This is a genomic window from Pseudonocardia sp. P-1, from assembly GCF_058111925.1.
Map to the genome: position 1 here is coordinate 4,674,782 of NZ_CM176614.1, position 18,484 is coordinate 4,693,265.

Here is an 18,484-nt window from a genome sequence, read left to right on the forward strand (position 1 = left end):
CTATCGTCGGGAGGTGACCGCCGCTCCCACCGTGACCGATGACGACCCGGACGGCGACTGGACCGCGCCGGGCGTGTTCCGCAGCGCCCCCGGCGTCTACCGGATCCCGTTGCCGCTGCCGCAGGACGGGCTGCGTGCCGTGAACGTCTACGCACTCGCCGACGACACGGGCTGGACCCTGATCGACTCCGGCTGGGCGATCGACGAGGCCCGCGACCTGCTCTGCAAGGCGCTGGCCGCGCTGGGCTCCGGTTTCGGCGACGTCCGTCGCTTCCTCGTCACCCACGCCCACCGGGACCACTACACCCTGGCGGCGGTGCTGCGCCGCGAGTACGGCACCCGTGTGCTGCTCGGCGCGGGGGAGCGGCCCAACCTGGAGGTCATCACCGATCCCGACCGCCCGCAGGGCGAGCCCGACCGGACCCGGCTGCTGCGTGCCGGCGCCGCCGGCCTCGTCGACGAGCTGGGCCGGGCCGGGCCGTGGCCGCGTCCGCTCCCCGAGGAGTGGGAGGCCCCCGACGAGTGGATCGCCGACCGTGCCGCCATCGCCGTCGCCGACCCGGCGGGTACCCGCACGCTGACCGCCGTGGAGACCCCGGGGCACACCCGCGGGCACCTCGTGTTCGCCGACGAGGCCCACGAGCTGCTGTTCGCCGGCGACCACGTGCTGCCCCGGATCACCCCGTCGATCGGCCTGCAGCCGTCGCCGGTGGCGAGCCCGCTCGGGCAGTTCCTCGACTCGCTGCGCCTGGTCCGGTCCCGGCCGGACGCGACCCTGCTGCCCGCGCACGGCCCGGTCGGCGGCAGCGCGCACGCCCGCACCGACGAGCTGCTGGCCCACCACGACGTCCGGCTCGCCCAGTGCCGCGACGCCGTCGCCGCGGGCCACCCGACGGCCGACGCCGTCGCCCGGGTCCTGCGCTGGACCCGGCGGGAACACCGGCTGGAGGACATGGACCTGTTCAACCGGACCCTCGCGGTCCTGGAGACCGGGGCGCACCTCGACGTGCTCGCCGACCTCGGCGAGCTGCGCCGGACCGAGGTTCCCGACGCCGCCACCGGGGTCGCCCTCGCCACCTACACCGCCTGACCCGCGCGCCGGGCCGCGACACGCCGGGCGCCGTTCACCCGCTCGTCGTGTCGGGGTGGCTCCCCGGAGCGGAATCGGGCAGAGTGAGGCCACCGAAGTCCACTCACGCCACGGAGGTCACCACACCCACATCCAGCACATCAGTACCGCGGGTCCGAGCACCGGCCGCGCTGCGCCGAGGACGTAGGGGAAGACGATCCTCGTCGACGACAGCGGAGGTTGGCAGTGAGCACACGCGGAGTGGTGTTCGTCCACTCGTCGCCGACTGCGGTCTGTCCGCACGTCGAGTGGGCGCTCTCGGGCGTTCTCGGAACGCGGGTCTCCCTCGAGTGGTCCGCACAGCCGGTGGCGTCCGGTCAGATGCGGGCCGAGTGCACCTGGAGCGGTCCCGCCGGTAGCGGCGGGGCCCTCGCGGGGGCGCTGAGGGCCTGGTCGATGCTGCGGTTCGAGGTGACCGAGGAACCGAGCCCCGGCGTGGACGGGGAGCGGTTCATGCACGTCCCCGGCCTCGGCATGTGGCACGGGCGCACCAGCGCCAATGGCGACGTCGTGCTGCCCGAGGACCAGCTGCGCACGGTCATGGCCGAGCACGGCGGCGCCGGGCTGTCCCGGCGTCTCGACCAGCTGCTGGGCACGGCCTGGGACGACGAGCTGGAGTCCTTCCGCTTCGCCGGCGACGGCGCGGCGGTGACGCTGCTGACCCACCGGGTCGGCTGAGCCGAGCCGGGCCGGGCAGACTGTCGTCCCATGGGGGGCGAGGAATGAACGGCCGGGCCGCGATCACGGTCGGCGTCCTGCTGGTGGCGCTCGTGGCCGTCGGCGGTGTCGCGTGGACGGTGTCCGGGACGACCCGTTCCGGCGTCGCCCCCGCCTCCGCGCCGCAGACCGTGCCCGACAGCGGCGCGGGCAGCAGCGAGGTGACGATCAGCGCGGGCGCGGCCGAGCATCCGGCCGCCCAGCTGGTGATGCAGCAGGTGCAGCTCTACTTCAACGCCGTCAACGGCCGCGACCACGCCACCTGGACCCGCGTGGTGAACCCCGAGACCGCCGACCGGCAGCCCCGCGAGTCGTGGCTGGAGGGGATCGGCTCCACCACCGACGGCACCATCCGCATCGACCGGATCGACTCCGCGACCGGCGGCGGTGTGCTCGCCCTGGTGCGCTTCATCAGCGTCCAGGACCCGAACGACGGCCCGCCCGGCCTGCATGTCGGCCGGATCTGCTGGCAGGTCGCCTTCCCGATGGCGGGCTCGCCGCCGCGGATGGACGTCGGGAGCCCCGACGGGATCCTGCGCGCCCCCTGCTGAGCGGGCGTGCGGGTCCCCGGCCGGGGACCCGCACGGAGCCGTCAGGCCTTGGTGAACACCAGCGAGGCGTTGTGCCCGCCGAAGCCGAACGAGTTGTTGACGGCGGCGTCCACGGTCATCTTCCGCGGCTCGCCGGCGACGACGTCCAGCTCGACCTTCGGGTCCTTGTCGGTCAGGTTGAGCGTCGCGGGGACGATGTCGTCGCGCACGCTGAGCAGCGCGATGATCCCCTCGACGGCCCCGGCCCCGCCCACGAGGTGCCCGAGCGCCGACTTCGGTGCGGTCAGCACCGGGTGGTCGCCGAACGCCCGCTTCACGGCGGTCGCCTCGCCCACGTCGCCGACCACCGTGGAGGTGGCGTGGCAGTTGACGTGGACGATGTCGGAGGCGGTCAGACCGGCCCCGGCCACCGCCTTCTGCATCGCCCGGATCTGGCCCTCGCCCTCGGGGTCGGGCCCGGTGATGTGGTACGCGTCGGACGTCAGACCGATCCCGGCGAGGCGGCCGTGCACGGTGGCGCCGCGGGCCTTCGCGAACTCCTCGCGCTCGAACACGAGCACGCCCGAGCCCTCACCGAGGACGAAGCCGTCCCGCCCGGTGTCGAACGGCCGGGAGGCGCGCTCCGGGTCGTCGTTGCGGGTGGAAAGGGTCCGCGACTGCACGAACCCGGCCACGGTGATCGGCACGATGCAGGACTCGGCGCCGCCTGCGAGGACGACATCGACCTCCCCGTCGCGCAGCAGCTTGTAGGCCCAGGCCAGTGCCTCGGCGCCGGTGGCGCACGCCGAGGCGGGGGAGTGCACCCCGCCCTTGGCCTTGTACTCCAGGCTCACCAGCGCGGCCGGCCCGTTGGGCATGAGCATCGGCACGGTCAGCGGCGAGACCTTGCGCAGCCCGTGCTCCTCGAGCAGGTCGTCCTGCGCGAGCAGGGTCGGCGCGCCGCCGATGCCCGCGCCGATGACGACGGCGAGCCGCTCGGCCTCGACCGCGGCCCCGTCCTCGCCGGGGATCGCGCCGAGCCCGGCGTGCGCCCAGGCCTCCTTGGCGGCGACCATCGCGACCTGCTCGCACCGGTCCATCCGGCGGGCCTGCACGCGGGGCAGGACCTCGGTGGGCTCCACGGCGAGCTGGGCCGAGATGGACACCGGCAGGTCGAACCGCTCGGTCCAGTCGGCCCGGGTGGTTCCCACCCCGGACTTCCCGGCGAGCAGCGCCTCCCAGGTGGAGGCGGCGTCCCCGCCGAGCGGGGTGGTGGCCCCGAAACCGGTGACGACCACTCCGTCGGTCATGACGTCTCCTTCTCCCCGGCGGACAGCGCTACCGGTGCGAGCCCGCCGGTACGGATCACTGGTGCTTGGCGATGAAGTCGACGGCGTCGCCGACGGTCTTCAGCTCGGCGAGCTGGTCGTCCGGGATCTTGGCGCCGAACTTGTCCTCGGCCTGCACGGCGATCTCCACCATCGACAGCGAGTCGATGTCCAGGTCGTCCACGAAGGACTTCTCGGGGGTCACCTCGGCGGTGTCGATGCCGGCGGCCTCCTCGACGATCTCGGCCAGCCCGGTGAGGATCTCGGCGTTGTCAGCCACGATGGTTCTCCTTGCGCGGTGGATGGGTGCGGGTGCCAGGTCTCCGGTGCCCCGTCAGGGACAGACGACGACCTGTCCGGCGTAGGACAGTCCTGCGCCGAAGCCTACGAGGAGCAGCACGTCGCCGGACCGTACCCGGCCGGCCGTGCGCATGTGGTCCAGCGCCATCGGGATGGACGCGGACGAGGTGTTGCCGGAGTGCACGATGTCGTCGGCGACGACCATGTCCTCCCGGGCGCCGTGGCGGCGCAGCTTCTTCGCGATCGCCTCGACGATGCGCAGGTTCGCCTGGTGCGGGACGAGCACGTCGATGTCGGCGGGGGTGAGCCCGGCCCGCTCGACGGCGTCGAGCGCGACGGGGGAGATCGCCGTCGTCGCCCACCGGAAGACGGCCTGGCCCTCCTGGTGCAGCTTGTTCGTGGTCTCGCCGAGGATCCGGATGGTCGACGCGTGGTCGCCCGCACTGCCCCAGCTGACCGGGCCGACGCCCACCTCGTCCTCGCCGTCCGCCGGTCCGAGCAGGGCGGCGCCCGCGCCGTCGGCGAAGATGATGCAGGTCGAGCGGTCGTCCCAGTCGACCCAGTCCGAGAGCTTCTCGGCGCCGATGACCAGCACGTGCCGGGCCGAACCGGCCCTGATCATGTCCGAGGCGACGGCCGTGGCGTAGCTGAAGCCGGCGCAGGCCGCGTTGAGGTCGAACGCCGCGACGCCGTTCGCGCCCAGGCCGGTCGCCACCTGGGCGGCGGCGTTCGGGATCGGGTTGGGCATCGTGCAGGTCGCAACGATCACGGCGTCGAGCCCGGCCGGGTCGAAGCCGGCGTCGGTCAGCGCCGCTGCCCCGGCCGCCGTCGCCATGGACGTCAGCGAGGTGTCGGCGTCGGCGATCCGGCGCTCGGCGATCCCGACGCGGCTGCGGATCCACGCGTCGTCGGTCTCGACCCGCTTCTCCAGGTCGGCGTTGGTGACCACGTGCTCGGGCTGGAAGCTGCCGAGGCCCAGGAAACGGGCCCCGGCGACGGTCGGGGTCGCTCGCATGGGGCTCACTTCCCGTGCTCGGAGATCAGGTCGACGGCGGCGTCGAGCTGCTCGGGGGTCTTGAGCGCCAGCGTCAGGGTGCCCTTGACGGCGCGCTTGACCAGCCCGGTCAGCGTCGCGCCCGGGGGCAGCTCGAGGGTCGCGCCGGTCCCGCGGTCGGCGAGGGTCTGCATGCAGGCGTCCCAGCGGACCGGCCGGGTGACCTGCGCGACGAGCCGGCGCAGCGCCTCGGCGCCGGTGTCGACGGTCCCGCCGTCGGCGTTGGAAAGCAGCGTGAGCGTCGGGTCCGACACCGGCACCGACGACGCGTGGCTCTCCAGCACGGCACGCGCGGGCTCCATGTGCGCGGTGTGGAACGCCCCGGCGACCGGGAGCTCCTTGACCCGCGCCTTCTCCGGTGGCGACGCGACGAGCTCGGTGATCGCCTCCTTCGCCCCGGCGGCGACGATCTGGCCCGCCCCGTTGCGGTTGGCCGGGTCGAGACCCAGCTCGGCGAGGCGGGCCAGCACGGCTTCCTCCTCGCCGCCGAGCACGGCGGCCATCGAGGTCGGCGCGACGGCGCAGGCGGCGGCCATCTCACGGCCGCGGACCCCGGCGAGGGCGACGGCGGCGTCCTCGGTCAGCACGCCCGCGATCGCGCAGGCGGTGATCTCGCCGATCGAGTGCCCGGCGACGACGGTCCCGGACGGCAGCTCGACCCGCTCGCGCAGGCGGCGCGCGGCCAGCAGGCCCAGGGTGACGATCAACGGCTGGGTGACCGCGGTGTCGGTGATCTCCTCGGCGTCGGCGGTGGTGCCGAGACGCGCCAGGTCGAGCCCGACGGCGTCGGACCAGCCGGCCACGGCCTCCGCCGCGGCCGGGTCCTCCAGCCACGGAGCGAGCATGCCGGGGGTCTGGGCCCCCTGGCCGGGTGCGAGCAGGGCGATCACGGGGACATCACACACCTCTCGGGGGCGGCGCCGGGATACCGGTTACGACGAAGTCGGACCACCGAAGTTGTAGGAAACCTACGAACTGCAGGTGTGACCGGGGCCTCGTTACCGATCCGTAGGGGCCGGTGTTTGTAGGGTTCACGACAACGCCCCGCCCACCGGGACACGGACGCCGTCGACCTCCTGATCATGCTCCCCGGTCGGGTCCAGAGGAGTCAGCGGGGTGTGCGCGGCGACGGCCGGGCCGTCGGACGCGCGGGCGGTGCGGTCGGCGACGAGCGCGGCCCGCAGCACGAACGCCTCCCGGGGGTCGGTGGGGGAGCGCCCGACGAGCTCGCCGATGCGGCGCAGGCGGTAGCGCACCGTGTTGGGGTGCACGTAGAGCGCGCGGGCGCAGCCCTCCAGGTTCGCCCCGCCCTCCAGGTACGCGGCCAGGGTGCGCAGCAGTTCGCCACCGGTGTCGTGGAGCGGGGCGAGGACGTCCTCGGCGAGCCGGCGGCGCGCGGCCGGGTCGCCGTGCAGGGCGCGCTCGGGCAGCAGGTCGGCGGCGTCGACCGGGCGCGGGGCGTCGGGGTGGCCGGGGGCGGCGGCCAGTCCGGCCAGTGCCTCGGCGACGGCGGCACCCGCGGTGGCCAGATCGGTGCTGGGCGGGCCGGAGACGACCGGTCCGGGCCCGAAGTGCGCCGCGACCTCGGCGAGCACCCGCGCGGTGACCGCGCTCGCCCCCGGGGCCGGCCCGGGCCCGGTCGGCGCCGCACGCGCCGAGGTGGTCTCGGCGAGCCGGTCGGCGACCCGGCGCGCGGGCCGCCCGGTCAGGTGCAGCAGGACCACCAGCCGTCGCCCCTGGACTCCGACGAGCACGTCGTGGCCGAGCCGCGCAGCGACCCGGCGCAGCTCCACGATCAGCTGCGGGGACTCGGGGCCGGAGCCGGGGGCGGAGCCGACCAGGCAGTGCACCGGGGCGGCGGGGTCCCAGCCGAGCGCGGCGGCCCGGGACACGAGCGCACCGTCGGTGTCGCCGCGCAGCACCGCGTCGACGACGAGCGCCTCCAGCCGGGCGTCCCAGGCACCGCGGGACTCCGCGGCGCCGGCGTACACGGTGGCGGCGGCGAAGGCGATCTCCCGGCCGAAGCGCAGCACGGCCTCGGTGAGCTCGTGGCGCTCGGTGCCGTCGTCGGCGAGCGGGGGCAGGTGCTCCTCGAACACGTCCGCGGCGATACGCACCAGCTCGACGGTCTGGCGCAGGCTGATCCGCCGGGCCAGGTCGCGCGGCGCGATCCGGAACGCCTCGGCGGTGAGCGGGGTGGTGCGGTCGGGCTCGCGCAGCCAGGACACGAAGTTCGCGACGCCGGTCTGGGTCACCAGGGCCACGCCCGCGCGCTGGTCGGCGGGCAGCCCCGCGAACCACGGGCAGCGCCGCTCCATCTCCGCCAGGCAGGCCGCGGCCAGCCGGGACGAGGCGAGCTCGAGGCGGCGCAACGTCGCGTCCGCGACCGGGTGGCGGTGCACGTCGGGCAGCATGACACGACGATGGACGCACCCACAGGACACGTCACGCTGTACCGCGCCGGCTCGCGGGCGCGCACGGAGACCGGCTGGCTCGACTCGCGGCACAGCTTCTCCGCCGGGGCGCACTACGATCCGGCCAACACCCACTTCGGGCTGCTGCTGCTGCACAACGAGGACCGGCTCGTCCCGGGGCGCGGCTACGACGAGCACCCGCACCGCGACACCGAGATCCTCACCTGGGTCCTCGACGGCGAGCTGGAACACCGCGACAGCACCACCGGGCGGAGCGCTCGGGTCGGGCCGGGCGGTGTGCAGTACCTGGGAGCGGGATCGGGGGTGCGGCACTCCGAGCACGCGACGCCGGACGGGGGCGTGCGGTTCGTGCAGATGTGGGTGGTGCCCGAGGAACCGGGCGGCGACCCGCGCCACCTCGTGCGTGCGGCGCACGCGGGGGAGGGCGGGGACACCGTCGTCCTGGCCTCGGGCCTGGAACGGCACCGCGAGTCGACCCTGCTGCCGCTGCGTCAGCGCGCGGCGGCCCTGTCGGTGGCACGGCTCGCGCCGGGCGCGGCGACGGAGCTGCCGACCGCCCCGTTCGTGCACGCGTTCGTGGCACGTGGGGGCGCGACGCTGGAGGACGTGCCCGGTGACGAACTCGGTACGGGCGACGCGGCCAGGGTCGTCGATGACGGCGGCCGGCGGATCACCGCCGGACCGGACGGGGCCGAGATCCTGGTGTGGGAGATGCACGCGGCGCTGGGGTGGTGACACCCGGGCACCGCGGAACCGGCCGGGGCGCGCGGGGCCTCGGCCGTGACGGGTTGCTGCCGGTCACCACGACGGACGGGTGACCGGACGGCTCAGAGCGGCGTGACCCCGCTGGCCTGCGGCCCCTTCTGCCCCTGCTCGATGTCGAACGACACGCGCTGCCCCTCGTCGAGGCTCTTGTAGCCGTTCGTCTGGATTGCCGAGTAGTGCACGAACACGTCCGCACCACCACCGTCGGGGGCGAGGAAGCCGTAGCCCTTCTCGCTGTTGAACCACTTGACGGTGCCTTCTGCCATTCCTGCTCCCTGGAGATCATCGGCCCGGAGCACCTCGCCCGGAACCGCGGGCCAGCGACGCACACGGTCGACGCCCTGGTCAGGACGGCGAGTCGCGAGGACGAGTGATCACCGCCACCGCCGTCGCGCGGAGCCTATCGTGATCTGCGCCGCCCTGGGAGGGGCGAAAAATCGGCGACGGCCCGCCGCCCCGTGCGGGGCGGCGGGCCGTCGTGTGCCGGTGGGATCAGGCGGCCCCGCCGTCGCCGATCTGCGGGCCGGCGGCCTGCGGGTCGTCGATCTTGTAGCCGGCCGCGGCCTCGGCCGCGGTCTCGGTCTTCACCAGGCCCTGCTTGGCCAGCACCGAGAGCGCACCGACGACGATCGACTCGGCGTCGACCGCGAAGTGGCGGCGCACGGCCGGACGGGTGTCGGACAGGCCGAACCCGTCGGTGCCCAGCGACAGGAACGGCGCCGGGGACCACTGGCGGATCTGGTCGGGGACCGCACGCATCCAGTCCGAGACCGCCACGACCGGGGCGTCGCCGTGCTCGCCGTCGCCCAGCTTCTGGGTCACGTACGGCACGACCGGCTCGTCACCGGGCTTGAGCAGGTTGGCGTGCTCGGCCTCGACGCCGTCGCGGCGCAGCTCGCCCCAGGACGTCACCGACCAGACCTCGGCGCGGACGTCCCACTCGTCGGCCAGCATCTTCTGCGCGGTCAGCGCCCACGGCAGCGAGACACCGGAGGCGAGCAGCCGCACCACGGGGCCGTTGCCCTCGGGCGCGGGGGCGAAGCGGTGCATCCCGCGCAGGATGCCCTCGCGGTCCACGTCCTCCGGCTCGGCCGGCTGGCGGTAGGGCTCGTTGTAGACCGTCAGGTAGTAGATGACGTTCTCGGGCTTCTCGCCGACCATCCGGCGCAGCCCGTCCTGGACGATGTGCGCGACCTCGAAGGAGAACGCCGGGTCGTAGGCGACGACGGCCGGGTTGGTCGCCGCGAGCAGCAGCGAGTGACCGTCGTTGTGCTGGAGGCCCTCGCCGGTCAGCGTGGTGCGACCGGCGGTGGCGCCGACCAGGAAGCCGCGGGCCATCTGGTCCGAGGCGGCCCAGATCGAGTCGCCGGTCCGCTGGAACCCGAACATCGAGTAGAAGATGTAGACCGGGATCATCGGCTCGTCGTGCGTGGCGTAGGACGTGCCCGCCGCGGTGAACGACCCGACCGACCCGGCCTCGTTGATGCCCTCGTGCAGGATCTGGCCCTGCTCGGACTCCTTGTAGGCGAGCATCAGGTCGGCGTCGACCGAGGTGTAGTTCTGGCCGTTCGGGTTGTAGATCTTCTGGCTCGGGAACATCGAGTCCATACCGAAGGTACGGGCCTCGTCCGGGATGATCGGCACGAAGCGCGCGCCGATCTCCTTGTCCTTGACGAGCTCGCGCAGCAGCCGGACGAACGCCATCGTCGTGGCGACCTCCTGCTTGCCGGAGCCCTTCTTGACGAAGTCGTAGACCTTGTCGCCGGGGAGCACCAGCGGCTTGCTGGCGGTCCGGCGCGACGGCAGCGGCCCGCCCAGCTGGCGACGGCGCTCCCGCAGGTACTGGATCGCCTCGTCGGACTCGCCGGGGTGGTAGTACGGCGGCAGGTACGGGTCGGCCTCGAGCTGCTTGTCCGAGATCGGGATGCGCTGCTCGTCGCGGAACTGCTTGAGGTCGTCGAGCGTGAGCTTCTTCATCTGGTGGGTGGCGTTGCGGCCCGCGAAGTGCGTGCCCAGGCCGTAGCCCTTGATGGTCTTGGCCAGGATGACGGTCGGCTGGCCGTGGTGCGCGGTCGCGGCGGCGTAGGCCGCGTGCACCTTGCGGTAGTCGTGCCCGCCGCGCTTGAGCTTCCAGATCTCGGCGTCGCTCATCGGGTCGACGAGCGCCTTGGTCCGCGGGTCCCGGCCGAAGAAGTGGTCGCGGACGTAGGCGCCGTCGTTGGCCTTGTAGGTCTGGAAGTCGCCGTCCGGCGTGGTGTTCATCAGGTTGATCAGCGCGCCGTCACGGTCGCCGTGCAGCAGCGAGTCCCACTCGCGGCCCCAGATGACCTTGATGACGTTCCAGCCGGCGCCCCGGAAGAACGCCTCCAGCTCCTGGATGATCTTGCCGTTGCCGCGGACCGGGCCGTCGAGGCGCTGCAGGTTGCAGTTGACGACGAAGTTCAGGTTGTCCAGGCCCTCGTTGGCCGCGACGTGGATCAGGCCGCGCGACTCGGGCTCGTCCATCTCGCCGTCGCCGAGGAAGGCCCACACCTGCTGCTGGGAGGTGTCCTTGAACCCGCGGTCGCCCAGGTAGCGGTTGAACCGCGCCTGCATGATCGCGTTCATCGGGCCGATGCCCATCGAGACCGTGGGGAACTCCCAGAAGTCCGGCATCAGCCGCGGGTGCGGGTAGGACGGCAGCCCGCCGCCCGGGCCCGCGTGGGACAGCTCCTGGCGGAACCCGTCGAGGCGGTCCTCGCTCAGCCGCCCCTCGAGGAAGGCGCGGGCGTAGATGCCGGGGGAGGCGTGACCCTGGATGTAGATCTGGTCGCCGCCGCCGGGGTGTTCCTTGCCACGGAAGAAGTGGTTGAAGCCGACCTCGTAGAGCGTCGCCGAGGAGGCGTAGGACGAGATGTGCCCGCCGACGCCGATACCCGGGCGCTGCGCGCGGTGCACGGTCATCGCGGCGTTCCAGCGCAGCCAGCGCCGGTAGGTGCGCTCGACGTCCTCGTCGCCGGGGAACCACGGCTCGCGGTCGGTCGGGATGGTGTTGACGTAGTCCGTCGCGGTCAGCGACGGGACGCCCACGTGCTTCTCACGGGCGCGCTGCAGCATCGTCAGCATGAGGTAGCGGGCGCGCTGCTGCCCGGCGTTGTCCAGGACCGCGTCCAGGGAGTCCAGCCACTCGGCCGTCTCCTCGGGGTCGATGTCCGGCAGGTGGGCGGCCAGCCCGTCCCGGATGACGTTGACGCGGCGCTTGTCGTCGCCGGGCGTGCTGCTCTGCGCGGTCAAGGGTTCTCCCTGCCTGATTCCGTCGGTGGCCGGGATCGCCCGGCCCTGTCTGTCCGCCGCCGGCTGTGGGGCGACGTCGCCGGCCGGACTCGACGGTCGTGGCCGTGGCCCGGTCCATCGTGCCTGTTCCGGCGCGGTCCCGAAACTCGTCGTTCACGAAGTCGGGCTCTGGCCGCGAGGATAGGTACTACTCGTACGTAACTGAACGGAGGGCGGGGTGACCTGCGCGTCACCGCGCCGCGGACCGCGAGCCGGTTGCATCCGGTCGTGCCCCCGTGATCGGATGCCCCATCCGATTTCGCGCGAAGGGTGGCGCCCGCACGCGGAACCGAAGACGATGGACTGCGTGAGCAGCGTGAAAGGGGAACGAGTGGTGACCGCGGCAGATGCCGGTGCGTCCGACATCGCGGCAAAGCTCGGCATCGAGCCGGGCATGATCGTCCAGGAACTCGGGTACGACTCCGACATCGACGACCAGGTCAGAGAGGCCGTCGAGGACACGACCGGTGAGGAGCTCCTCGACGAGGACGCCCAGGAGGTCATCGACGTCGTCCTCCTGTGGTTCCGCGACGGGGACGGCGACCTGATCGACACCCTGGTCGACGCCCGAACGCCCCTCTCGGACGAGGGCTTCGTGTGGGTCCTGACACCCAAGACCGGCCGTGACGGCCACATCCAGCCCTCCGAGATCGCCGAGGCGGCTCCGACCGCCGGACTGTCGCAGACGTCCAACGCGACGCTCGGAGACGACTGGGTGGGGTCGAAGCTCGTGCCGCCGAAGCAGGGGAAGGGCAAGCGCTGAGCCCAGTAGTCGAGGGTGCGGCCGCCCCGGACTTCGAGCTCCCCGACCAGAATCGACAGCCGGTCTCGCTGGCGTCGGTCCTCGGGTCGGGGCGCTCGGCGCTGATGGTCTTCTTCCCGTTCGCGTTCTCCGGGATCTGCGGCGGGGAGCTGACGGCGGTGCAGGCGTCGCTCCCGGAGTTCCAGAACGACGCCACCCAGGTGCTGGCGATCTCCTGTGACCCGACGTTCTCGCTCGGGGCCTGGGCCGCTTCCGCGGGGTTCGGGTTCCCGCTGCTGTCGGACTTCTGGCCGCACGGGGCCGTGGCGTCGGCCTACGGGGTGTTCGACACCGCGAAGGGGATGGCGCTGCGGGGGACGTTCCTGATCCGCCCGGACGGCACCATCTCGTTCGCCGAAGTGAACCAGCCGGGGGAACCGCGGGACCAGGACGGGTGGCGTCGGGCCCTGGGGGCCGTGTGAAGATGTCCGTCCCGGGCGCGTAGCTCAGCGGGAGAGCACTCGGTTTACACCCGAGCGGTCGCAGGTTCGAACCCTGCCGCGCCCACTTATCTGACCAGGGACTTCGCTCCCGACAAGATCAGTAATCGGTCCGCGTGACACGGTTCGTGACACGAAGGGCTCGTATCCTCGGCCCATGACACGGGCGAAGGCCGGTCGCCGGAGGCAGCGCGGAACGATCGACAGGCTCCCGAGCGGCGCCCTGCGTGTCCGCGTGTACGGCGGCCAGGACCCGGTGTCGGGGAAGCGGAACACCCTCGTCGAGGTCATCGAGCCCGGTCCGCGTCAGGAGGCCCGCGCCGAGGCCGCGCGGACGCGGCTTCTCAACGCCGTCGACGAGCAGCGCAGCCCCCGGACGAGCGCGACGCTGGATCAGCTGCTCGACCGGTACCTGGAGACCCTCGACGTCGGCGCGACCACACACCGCGCCTACACCCGTTACCTGGAGCTGCACGTCCGCCCGTTTCTCGGTCGGACGACGGCCGGCGCCGTCGGTGCCGAGGCCCTCGACTCGCTCTACGCCGAGCTGCGTCGGTGTCGCGACCACTGCTCGGGGTCGGCGAAGCGCGTCGACCACCGGACGTCCCGCGATCACGAGTGCGACGACCGGTGCCGTCCACACCGCTGCCGGCCGCTGGCGCCGGCCACGATCCGGCACATCCACTTCGTGCTGAACGGGGCGTACTCGCGCGGGGTGCGGTGGCGCTGGGTGTCTGTCAACCCGGTCGAGTTCGTCTCGCCTCCCGCGAAGCCGCCGCCGGACCCGCAGCCGCCGTCCGCGGCGGAGGCCGCGCGGCTGCTGAACGAGGCGTGGCGGGACCTGGACTGGGGCGCGCTGGTCTGGCTGTTCATGACCACCGGCGCCCGCCGGGGCGAGCTGTGCGCGCTGCGCTGGTCGAACGTCGACCTGGAATCCGGCACGTTGACGATCCGTCGGGCGATCGCCCAGGACGGGCGGGCGTTGCAGGAGAAGGACACCAAGACCCACCAGCAGCGTCGGCTCGCGCTGGACGCGGAGACGGTCGAGGTGCTGCGCGACCACCGGGAGCGGTGTGAAGAGCGGGCCCGGGCGCTCGGGGTCGAGCTGCGGCCGGAGGCGTTCGTGTTCTCCCTGGCGCCGGACGGGTCGGCGAGCCTGGTGCCGGGGTCGGTGACGCAGCGGTACTCGCGGATGGCGGCGCGGCTGGGGTTGAGCACGCACCTGCACAACCTGCGGCACTACTCGGCGACGGAGCTGATCGCGGCCGGGGTGGACGTGCGGACGGTTGCGGGGCGGCTCGGGCACTCCGGGGGTGGGGTGACGACGCTGCGGGTCTACGCAGCGTGGGTGTCGGAGGCGGACCAGCGGGCGGCAACCGGGCTCGGGTCGCGGATGCCGGAGCGGCCGGCGGGTCCTGGGTCGGAGATGGAGCGGGTTCGGCGGGATCCGCGGTCGGCTCGGGAGCGGCTGGCGGTCGAGCTGCTGGAGCGGATTCAGTCCGGGGTCGTGCCGGAGGGTGGGCACCTGCCGGGGGTCAAGGTGCTGGCAGCCGAGCAGGGGCTCGCGCCGAGCACTGTGCACCGTGCGTTCGAGCTTCTGCGGGAGTGGGGTGTTCTCGTCGGGGCGGCGGGGGAGCGGCCGACGGTCGTCGCGCCGTCGGTCGTTGTGGATCGCCCGGTCGAGACGGCTTTGTTGGAGCCCGCGGAGCGGGAGCCTGCACGTCCGGCGCCCGCGGCCGAGCAGGCCGCGAGCTACTTCACCGTCGTCGTCCGGGGGCCGGGCGGACGTCGGTACCCAGCCCGGGTCGTGACGGGCAGTCTCATCGACCCAGGGACCTTCCGGGCCCATCTGCTCGGTATCGCGCGGATGGAGGACCCGGAGGTCACGGGTGGCGGAGACGCGTGGATCGGGGACTACGAGATCGAGGTCGTTCCACTCGCGTCCCCGAACCAGCCTCCAATGGTCTTCCGCTGGTAGACCACCTTGCCCTGAACCTCTGATCGGAACAGCCGCCCGGGGCCCGGATCAAGTCCGCTGGCGCGGTGTCTTCCACGGCTCTGGGGCCCGCGGCCGATACCCTCGGCGGAATTGTCGCCGAGCTGTGGAGAGTCGTCGTCGTGGCCCCTCGTGGGACCTCCCACCGCATCGCGGAGGATCTCCGCCATCGCATTCGCGACGGCGCCTTGGTGCCCGGCTCGCTCCTGCCCTCCGAGGCGCAGCTCTGCGAGCAGTACGACGTAGCTCGCGGGACAGCGCGCGCCGCCCTCGCGGTTCTCGTGGATGAAGGCGTGGTCGAGGTCGTCCCGGGCGTTGGCCGCCGGGTCGCCGGAGGCGACGGAGCGGACCGGACCACGGCTTACGGCCGCATCGCCGCAGACCTCGCCGAGCAGATCCGCGCCGGAACGCTGGCGCCTGACGCGCCGCTGCCGAGCGAGGCGACGGTGATGGAGCAGTACGGCGTCTCCCGGAACACGGCGCGGCGGGCGTTCAAGGTGCTCGCGGACTCCGGGGTCGTCGTCGTGCGCCACGGAGTCGGTGCCTTCGTGCGATCGGCCGAGTCCTGAGTCGTAGCGCTACGGTCGCTCTATGACGAGCCCGGAGGGCGTCTCGCCGGACGTCTGGCATGTGCACGGCGAGCGCGTGATCTACGACAACGAGTGGGTCACTGTCGGCTTAGCTGACATCTCCCAGCCATCGGGCGAGCGCTTCGAGCACCACACTGTCACGCTTCCCGCGGCTGCTATGACGGTCGTTCTGGACGACGACAGCTGCAATGAGCCTTTGCCAACCTGATCACGCGCTGGCGATCATGAGGGTCTGAACTGCGGCGATGAGCCTGTCGGCGGTGTTCGGGCTGGACCGGATCTTGCGCAGGACTCGCCAGTTCTTCAGCTCGGCGTTGACCCGCTCGCCCGGTCCGCGACGGTGGGCGTGGGCGGTGTTCACGTCCTTCTGGTGTCGCGACAGCTTCCGGAATCGGCCGGTGTCGGGGTCCTTACGTCGACGCCGCTGCGGCACGGCGACCGTAGGACCGGCGCCTTGGTAGGCGGTGTCGGCCGCGGCGGGGGATCTCATGCTCGGCCAGGGCGTCGATGATCCCGTGCTCGCGGGCTGCGCCCATGTCGTGCCGCGCGCCCGGCATCGGCGGGGAGATCCACACCAGGCGGCCGACCGGGTCCGCGATGACCTGCACGTTCAGTCCGTGGGCTTTGTGCTTTCCAGAGTAGAACGCCCGGTCGTAGCCCGATGCCATCCCGACCCGGTCGATGCGCAACAGGGTGCCGTCGAGGATCACGAACGCCTTCCGTTTCGCGACCTCGATGGCTTGTTCCAGGGTGGGGGCCTTCGCGGCGAGCAGCTCGATCCCCTCCTGGATGTAGCGGTAGACCGTGGAGGTGCCGACCCCGAACCCGCAGGCCAACTCGGCGTAGGTGTCGTTCTTGCGCAGGTGCGCGACCACCAGCAGCGCCTGGCGGCCGGCGGCGAGCTTGCGCCACCGGGTTCCACGGGCGGCGCGGTGTCCGCGCAGGAGATCGGCGAGCAGGTTGAGCGCGCGGCTGGACACGGTCATCCCAGACGGGTAGGACAACACCTTGAAGCTCCTGGTGGGACGTGTTGATCTAGTCAATCGCCCGTCTACCAGGAGCTTCACCCATTCGAGGCCACGACACGCCGCAGTCCGCTGACCAGCACGTCCACCGAGGTTGGCAAAGGCTCAATGTGGGCCAGATCCATCGAGTTGGCCTTGCGTGCTGACGAGCAGCGGGTGCCTCCCTCGCAGGGTCAACGCAGGGTGCGGCGCAGTTTGACCCGGTAGCTGTACTGGGACGGCAGGAAGTGGCTCGTGGCGAGCTCGACGGGGATGTGCTCGGTGGTGCGGTAGAGCCGGTCGATCCGCAGGAGTGGATCACCGGGTGTGCAGCCCAGGTGCCCGGCGGTGCCCGCGGTGGCCGCTGCGGCGGTGATGGACTGCTCGGCCTCGGCGATCGGCAGCCGCAGGTGCTTGTCGAGCAGCCCGATCGCGGTGGCGTTGCTGGTTGACGCGGGATCGCACAGCTCGGGCACGCCGTCCAGCCGGACGCCGACCTCCGGCGTCAGGTGCACCGCAGTCACGCAGAGCGGCGCACCGCGGTGCCGGCGCAGGACCTCGAAGGTGAACACGGCGTCGCCGTCGATTTCGAGCCGTGCAGCGACGTCGATGTCGATGCGCCGGTGCAGCGGCTGCAGTATCTCCCGGGTGGTGCCCGCTGCCATGCCCATCAGGTCCTCGATGGACCCGAACTGCTGGAGGTACGCCCCGTCCCGCCGCGCGGCGAACGTGCCCCGGCCCCGGACCCTGGTGACCATGCCTTCGGCGACAAGATCGTGGAACGCGCGGCGCACGGTCTGCCGGCTGACCCCGTACTGCCGCGCGAGCACCGCCTCGGTGGGCAGCGCCGTCCCGTCGGGATAGCGCCCGTCGAAGATCGCTGTGCGCAGGTCGCGGGCCAGCACCCGGTACGCAACGCCGGTGGTTGCCATGACCCGGTGATCGTGCCATCTCCGGTGGCCCGGGATTCCCGCGGTATCGGCCGGGGTTGACGGTTGTGGGCTGCGCGCTGGACCATGTGCGAACTTTGGCCGTACAAATAGGCGCGTCGACCGAGGGAGCGCAGCGTGGCGCAGATCCAGACGGGCGCGACGGCGAGCCGTGCGCCTGACCGCGTCGCGTCGTACCGCACGTCGGAAATCGACGAGGCCCGGGGGGCGGTGGGCCTGGAGTTCTTCACCCACCGGCTCTCCCCCCTGGGCCCGGCGCGCGACTTCACGATGTCGCTGCGCTCGGCGGAGTGCGGGACGCTGACCGTCGGAGTGCTCGAGTACGCGGGAGCCGACGTCAGCCTGGACTTCGGTGAGCTCGCCGACAGCTACCACTTCAGTATCCCGGTGCGCGGATGGGTCGACGCGGCCTGCGGCACCTGCTCCGTCAGGTCGACGCCGGAGCAGGGCGCGATCTATACTCCGACCGGCAGGACTGTGATCCACCGGTGGCGCGCGGGCTGCGCCCAGTACGGGGTGAAGTTCGACCGTCGGGTGCTGGAGGGCGAGCTGGAGGCCATGCTCGGACGGCCGGTGCGCTCGCCGATCTGGTTCCGCCCGGCGCTGTCGATGACCTCGGCGGCCGGTCGGAGCTGGATGCGGCTGGTACGCACGCTCGTCGACGAACTCGACGCCGGGCCAGGTTTGCTCCTCGAGCCCGCCGTCGCCGCGCAGTTCAGCCGGGCGGTCAGCACCGGCCTGCTCATGCTAGCGGAGCACGAACACTCCGACGAGGTGCACCGCCCGCGCCCGCCGGCCCGGCCGCGGACCATCCGGCGTGCGGTGGAGGCGATCCACGCCGCGCCGGGCGATCCGCACACGCTGGCAGGACTCGCCGAGCTCGCGGGCGTGAGCGTGCGGAGCCTGCAGGACGGGTTCGCCGTGCACGTCGGGCTGCCGCCGATGGCGTACCTCCGCGACGTGCGATTGGTCAACGCGCACCGGGACCTCGTCGACGGCCACGGTCCGGTGGCCAACGTCGCCCACCGCTGGGGCTTCCTGCACCTGGGCCGCTTCGCCGCCGACTACCGGCGCAAGTACGGGCAGACCCCCTCACAGACGCTCGCCCTCGGCGCAGTCTGAGAGCGCATTT

General features: G+C 72.6%; 18 protein-coding genes, 1 tRNA gene and 1 pseudogene. 11 read left to right on the forward strand and 9 right to left on the reverse strand.

What is annotated here, in order from left to right; all coding sequences use genetic code 11:
• Window positions 1–13: 13 nt before the first annotated feature.
• The 3 genes from AC0GKK_RS22985 (at window position 14) to AC0GKK_RS22995 (ending at window position 2,397) form a co-directional block, all read left to right on the forward strand.
• Window positions 14–1,090: an MBL fold metallo-hydrolase gene (locus AC0GKK_RS22985; protein WP_253067496.1), complete on the forward strand. Its 1,077-nt coding sequence runs from the start codon at window positions 14–16 to the stop codon at window positions 1,088–1,090.
• Between the two features lie 225 nt (window positions 1,091–1,315).
• Entirely contained in the window at window positions 1,316–1,807 is a 492-nt protein-coding gene (locus AC0GKK_RS22990) for a DUF3145 domain-containing protein (RefSeq protein WP_043277342.1), read from the forward strand.
• A gap of 44 nt (window positions 1,808–1,851) precedes the next feature.
• Entirely contained in the window at window positions 1,852–2,397 is a 546-nt protein-coding gene (locus AC0GKK_RS22995) for a hypothetical protein (RefSeq protein ID WP_253067497.1), read from the forward strand.
• 41 nt (window positions 2,398–2,438) lie between these two features.
• On the opposite strand, the gene AC0GKK_RS23000 is transcribed toward AC0GKK_RS22995, so the two are convergent.
• The 5 genes from AC0GKK_RS23000 to AC0GKK_RS23020 all read right to left on the reverse strand — a co-directional run bounded on the left by AC0GKK_RS23000 (window position 2,439) and on the right by AC0GKK_RS23020 (window position 7,472).
• Window positions 2,439–3,686, reverse strand: a complete 1,248-nt coding sequence (locus AC0GKK_RS23000; protein WP_489882496.1) for a beta-ketoacyl-[acyl-carrier-protein] synthase family protein — start codon at window positions 3,684–3,686, stop codon at window positions 2,439–2,441.
• Between the two features lie 55 nt (window positions 3,687–3,741).
• On the reverse strand, window positions 3,742–3,984 hold the full coding sequence (locus AC0GKK_RS23005; protein ID WP_489882497.1) for an acyl carrier protein: 243 nt from the start codon (window positions 3,982–3,984) through the stop codon (window positions 3,742–3,744).
• 54 nt (window positions 3,985–4,038) lie between these two features.
• Window positions 4,039–5,019: a beta-ketoacyl-ACP synthase III gene (locus AC0GKK_RS23010; RefSeq protein ID WP_253067498.1), complete on the reverse strand. Its 981-nt coding sequence runs from the start codon at window positions 5,017–5,019 to the stop codon at window positions 4,039–4,041.
• 5 nt (window positions 5,020–5,024) lie between these two features.
• Window positions 5,025–5,948 carry an ACP S-malonyltransferase gene (locus tag AC0GKK_RS23015; RefSeq protein ID WP_253067499.1) on the reverse strand — a complete coding sequence of 308 codons (924 nt, stop codon included), beginning with the start codon at window positions 5,946–5,948 and terminating at the stop codon, window positions 5,025–5,027.
• Window positions 5,949–6,089: 141 nt separating this feature from the next.
• Complete coding sequence (locus AC0GKK_RS23020) at window positions 6,090–7,472, reverse strand: PucR family transcriptional regulator (protein ID WP_489882498.1); 1,383 nt, start codon at window positions 7,470–7,472, stop codon at window positions 6,090–6,092.
• 9 nt (window positions 7,473–7,481) lie between these two features.
• Here AC0GKK_RS23020 and AC0GKK_RS23025 point away from each other — a divergent pair, with 9 nt between their 5' ends.
• On the forward strand, window positions 7,482–8,228 hold the full coding sequence (locus AC0GKK_RS23025) for a pirin family protein (RefSeq protein ID WP_489882499.1): 747 nt from the start codon (window positions 7,482–7,484) through the stop codon (window positions 8,226–8,228).
• A 92-nt stretch (window positions 8,229–8,320) separates the two neighbouring features.
• On the opposite strand, the gene AC0GKK_RS23030 is transcribed toward AC0GKK_RS23025, so the two are convergent.
• Window positions 8,321–8,524, reverse strand: coding sequence for a cold-shock protein (locus AC0GKK_RS23030; RefSeq protein WP_073577448.1), 204 nt, complete (start codon window positions 8,522–8,524; stop codon window positions 8,321–8,323).
• Between the two features lie 226 nt (window positions 8,525–8,750).
• The gene (gene aceE, locus AC0GKK_RS23035; protein ID WP_346106654.1) at window positions 8,751–11,531 is read right to left on the reverse strand and encodes a pyruvate dehydrogenase (acetyl-transferring), homodimeric type; all 2,781 of its coding nucleotides are present in this window, start codon (window positions 11,529–11,531) and stop codon (window positions 8,751–8,753) included.
• Between the two features lie 370 nt (window positions 11,532–11,901).
• Here aceE and AC0GKK_RS23040 point away from each other — a divergent pair, with 370 nt between their 5' ends.
• The 6 genes from AC0GKK_RS23040 to AC0GKK_RS23065 all read left to right on the forward strand — a co-directional run bounded on the left by AC0GKK_RS23040 (window position 11,902) and on the right by AC0GKK_RS23065 (window position 15,606).
• A complete protein-coding gene (locus AC0GKK_RS23040) occupies window positions 11,902–12,333 on the forward strand; it encodes a DUF3052 domain-containing protein (protein WP_073577450.1) in 432 nt (143 codons plus the stop codon).
• Window positions 12,334–12,401: 68 nt separating this feature from the next.
• Window positions 12,402–12,794, forward strand: a complete 393-nt coding sequence (locus AC0GKK_RS23045; protein ID WP_489884053.1) for a redoxin domain-containing protein — start codon at window positions 12,402–12,404, stop codon at window positions 12,792–12,794.
• A gap of 13 nt (window positions 12,795–12,807) precedes the next feature.
• Window positions 12,808–12,879 (forward strand) — tRNA-Val (locus AC0GKK_RS23050).
• Window positions 12,880–12,969: 90 nt separating this feature from the next.
• Window positions 12,970–14,790 carry a tyrosine-type recombinase/integrase gene (locus AC0GKK_RS23055; RefSeq protein ID WP_379674636.1) on the forward strand — a complete coding sequence of 607 codons (1,821 nt, stop codon included), beginning with the start codon at window positions 12,970–12,972 and terminating at the stop codon, window positions 14,788–14,790.
• 65 nt (window positions 14,791–14,855) lie between these two features.
• A complete protein-coding gene (locus tag AC0GKK_RS23060) occupies window positions 14,856–15,377 on the forward strand; it encodes a GntR family transcriptional regulator (RefSeq protein WP_357439285.1) in 522 nt (173 codons plus the stop codon).
• A 22-nt stretch (window positions 15,378–15,399) separates the two neighbouring features.
• A complete protein-coding gene (locus tag AC0GKK_RS23065; protein WP_489882500.1) occupies window positions 15,400–15,606 on the forward strand; it encodes a hypothetical protein in 207 nt (68 codons plus the stop codon).
• Here AC0GKK_RS23065 and AC0GKK_RS23070 read toward each other — a convergent pair.
• Together AC0GKK_RS23070 and AC0GKK_RS23075 are read right to left on the reverse strand one after the other, a co-directional pair.
• Window positions 15,607–16,405 (reverse strand): annotated as a pseudogene (locus tag AC0GKK_RS23070) (transposase family protein).
• Window positions 16,406–16,596: 191 nt separating this feature from the next.
• Complete coding sequence (locus AC0GKK_RS23075) at window positions 16,597–17,334, reverse strand: GntR family transcriptional regulator (RefSeq protein ID WP_379674575.1); 738 nt, start codon at window positions 17,332–17,334, stop codon at window positions 16,597–16,599.
• 135 nt (window positions 17,335–17,469) lie between these two features.
• Here AC0GKK_RS23075 and AC0GKK_RS23080 point away from each other — a divergent pair, with 135 nt between their 5' ends.
• A complete protein-coding gene (locus AC0GKK_RS23080) occupies window positions 17,470–18,474 on the forward strand; it encodes an AraC family transcriptional regulator (RefSeq protein WP_357440970.1) in 1,005 nt (334 codons plus the stop codon).
• The last annotated feature ends 10 nt before the right edge of the window (window positions 18,475–18,484 follow it).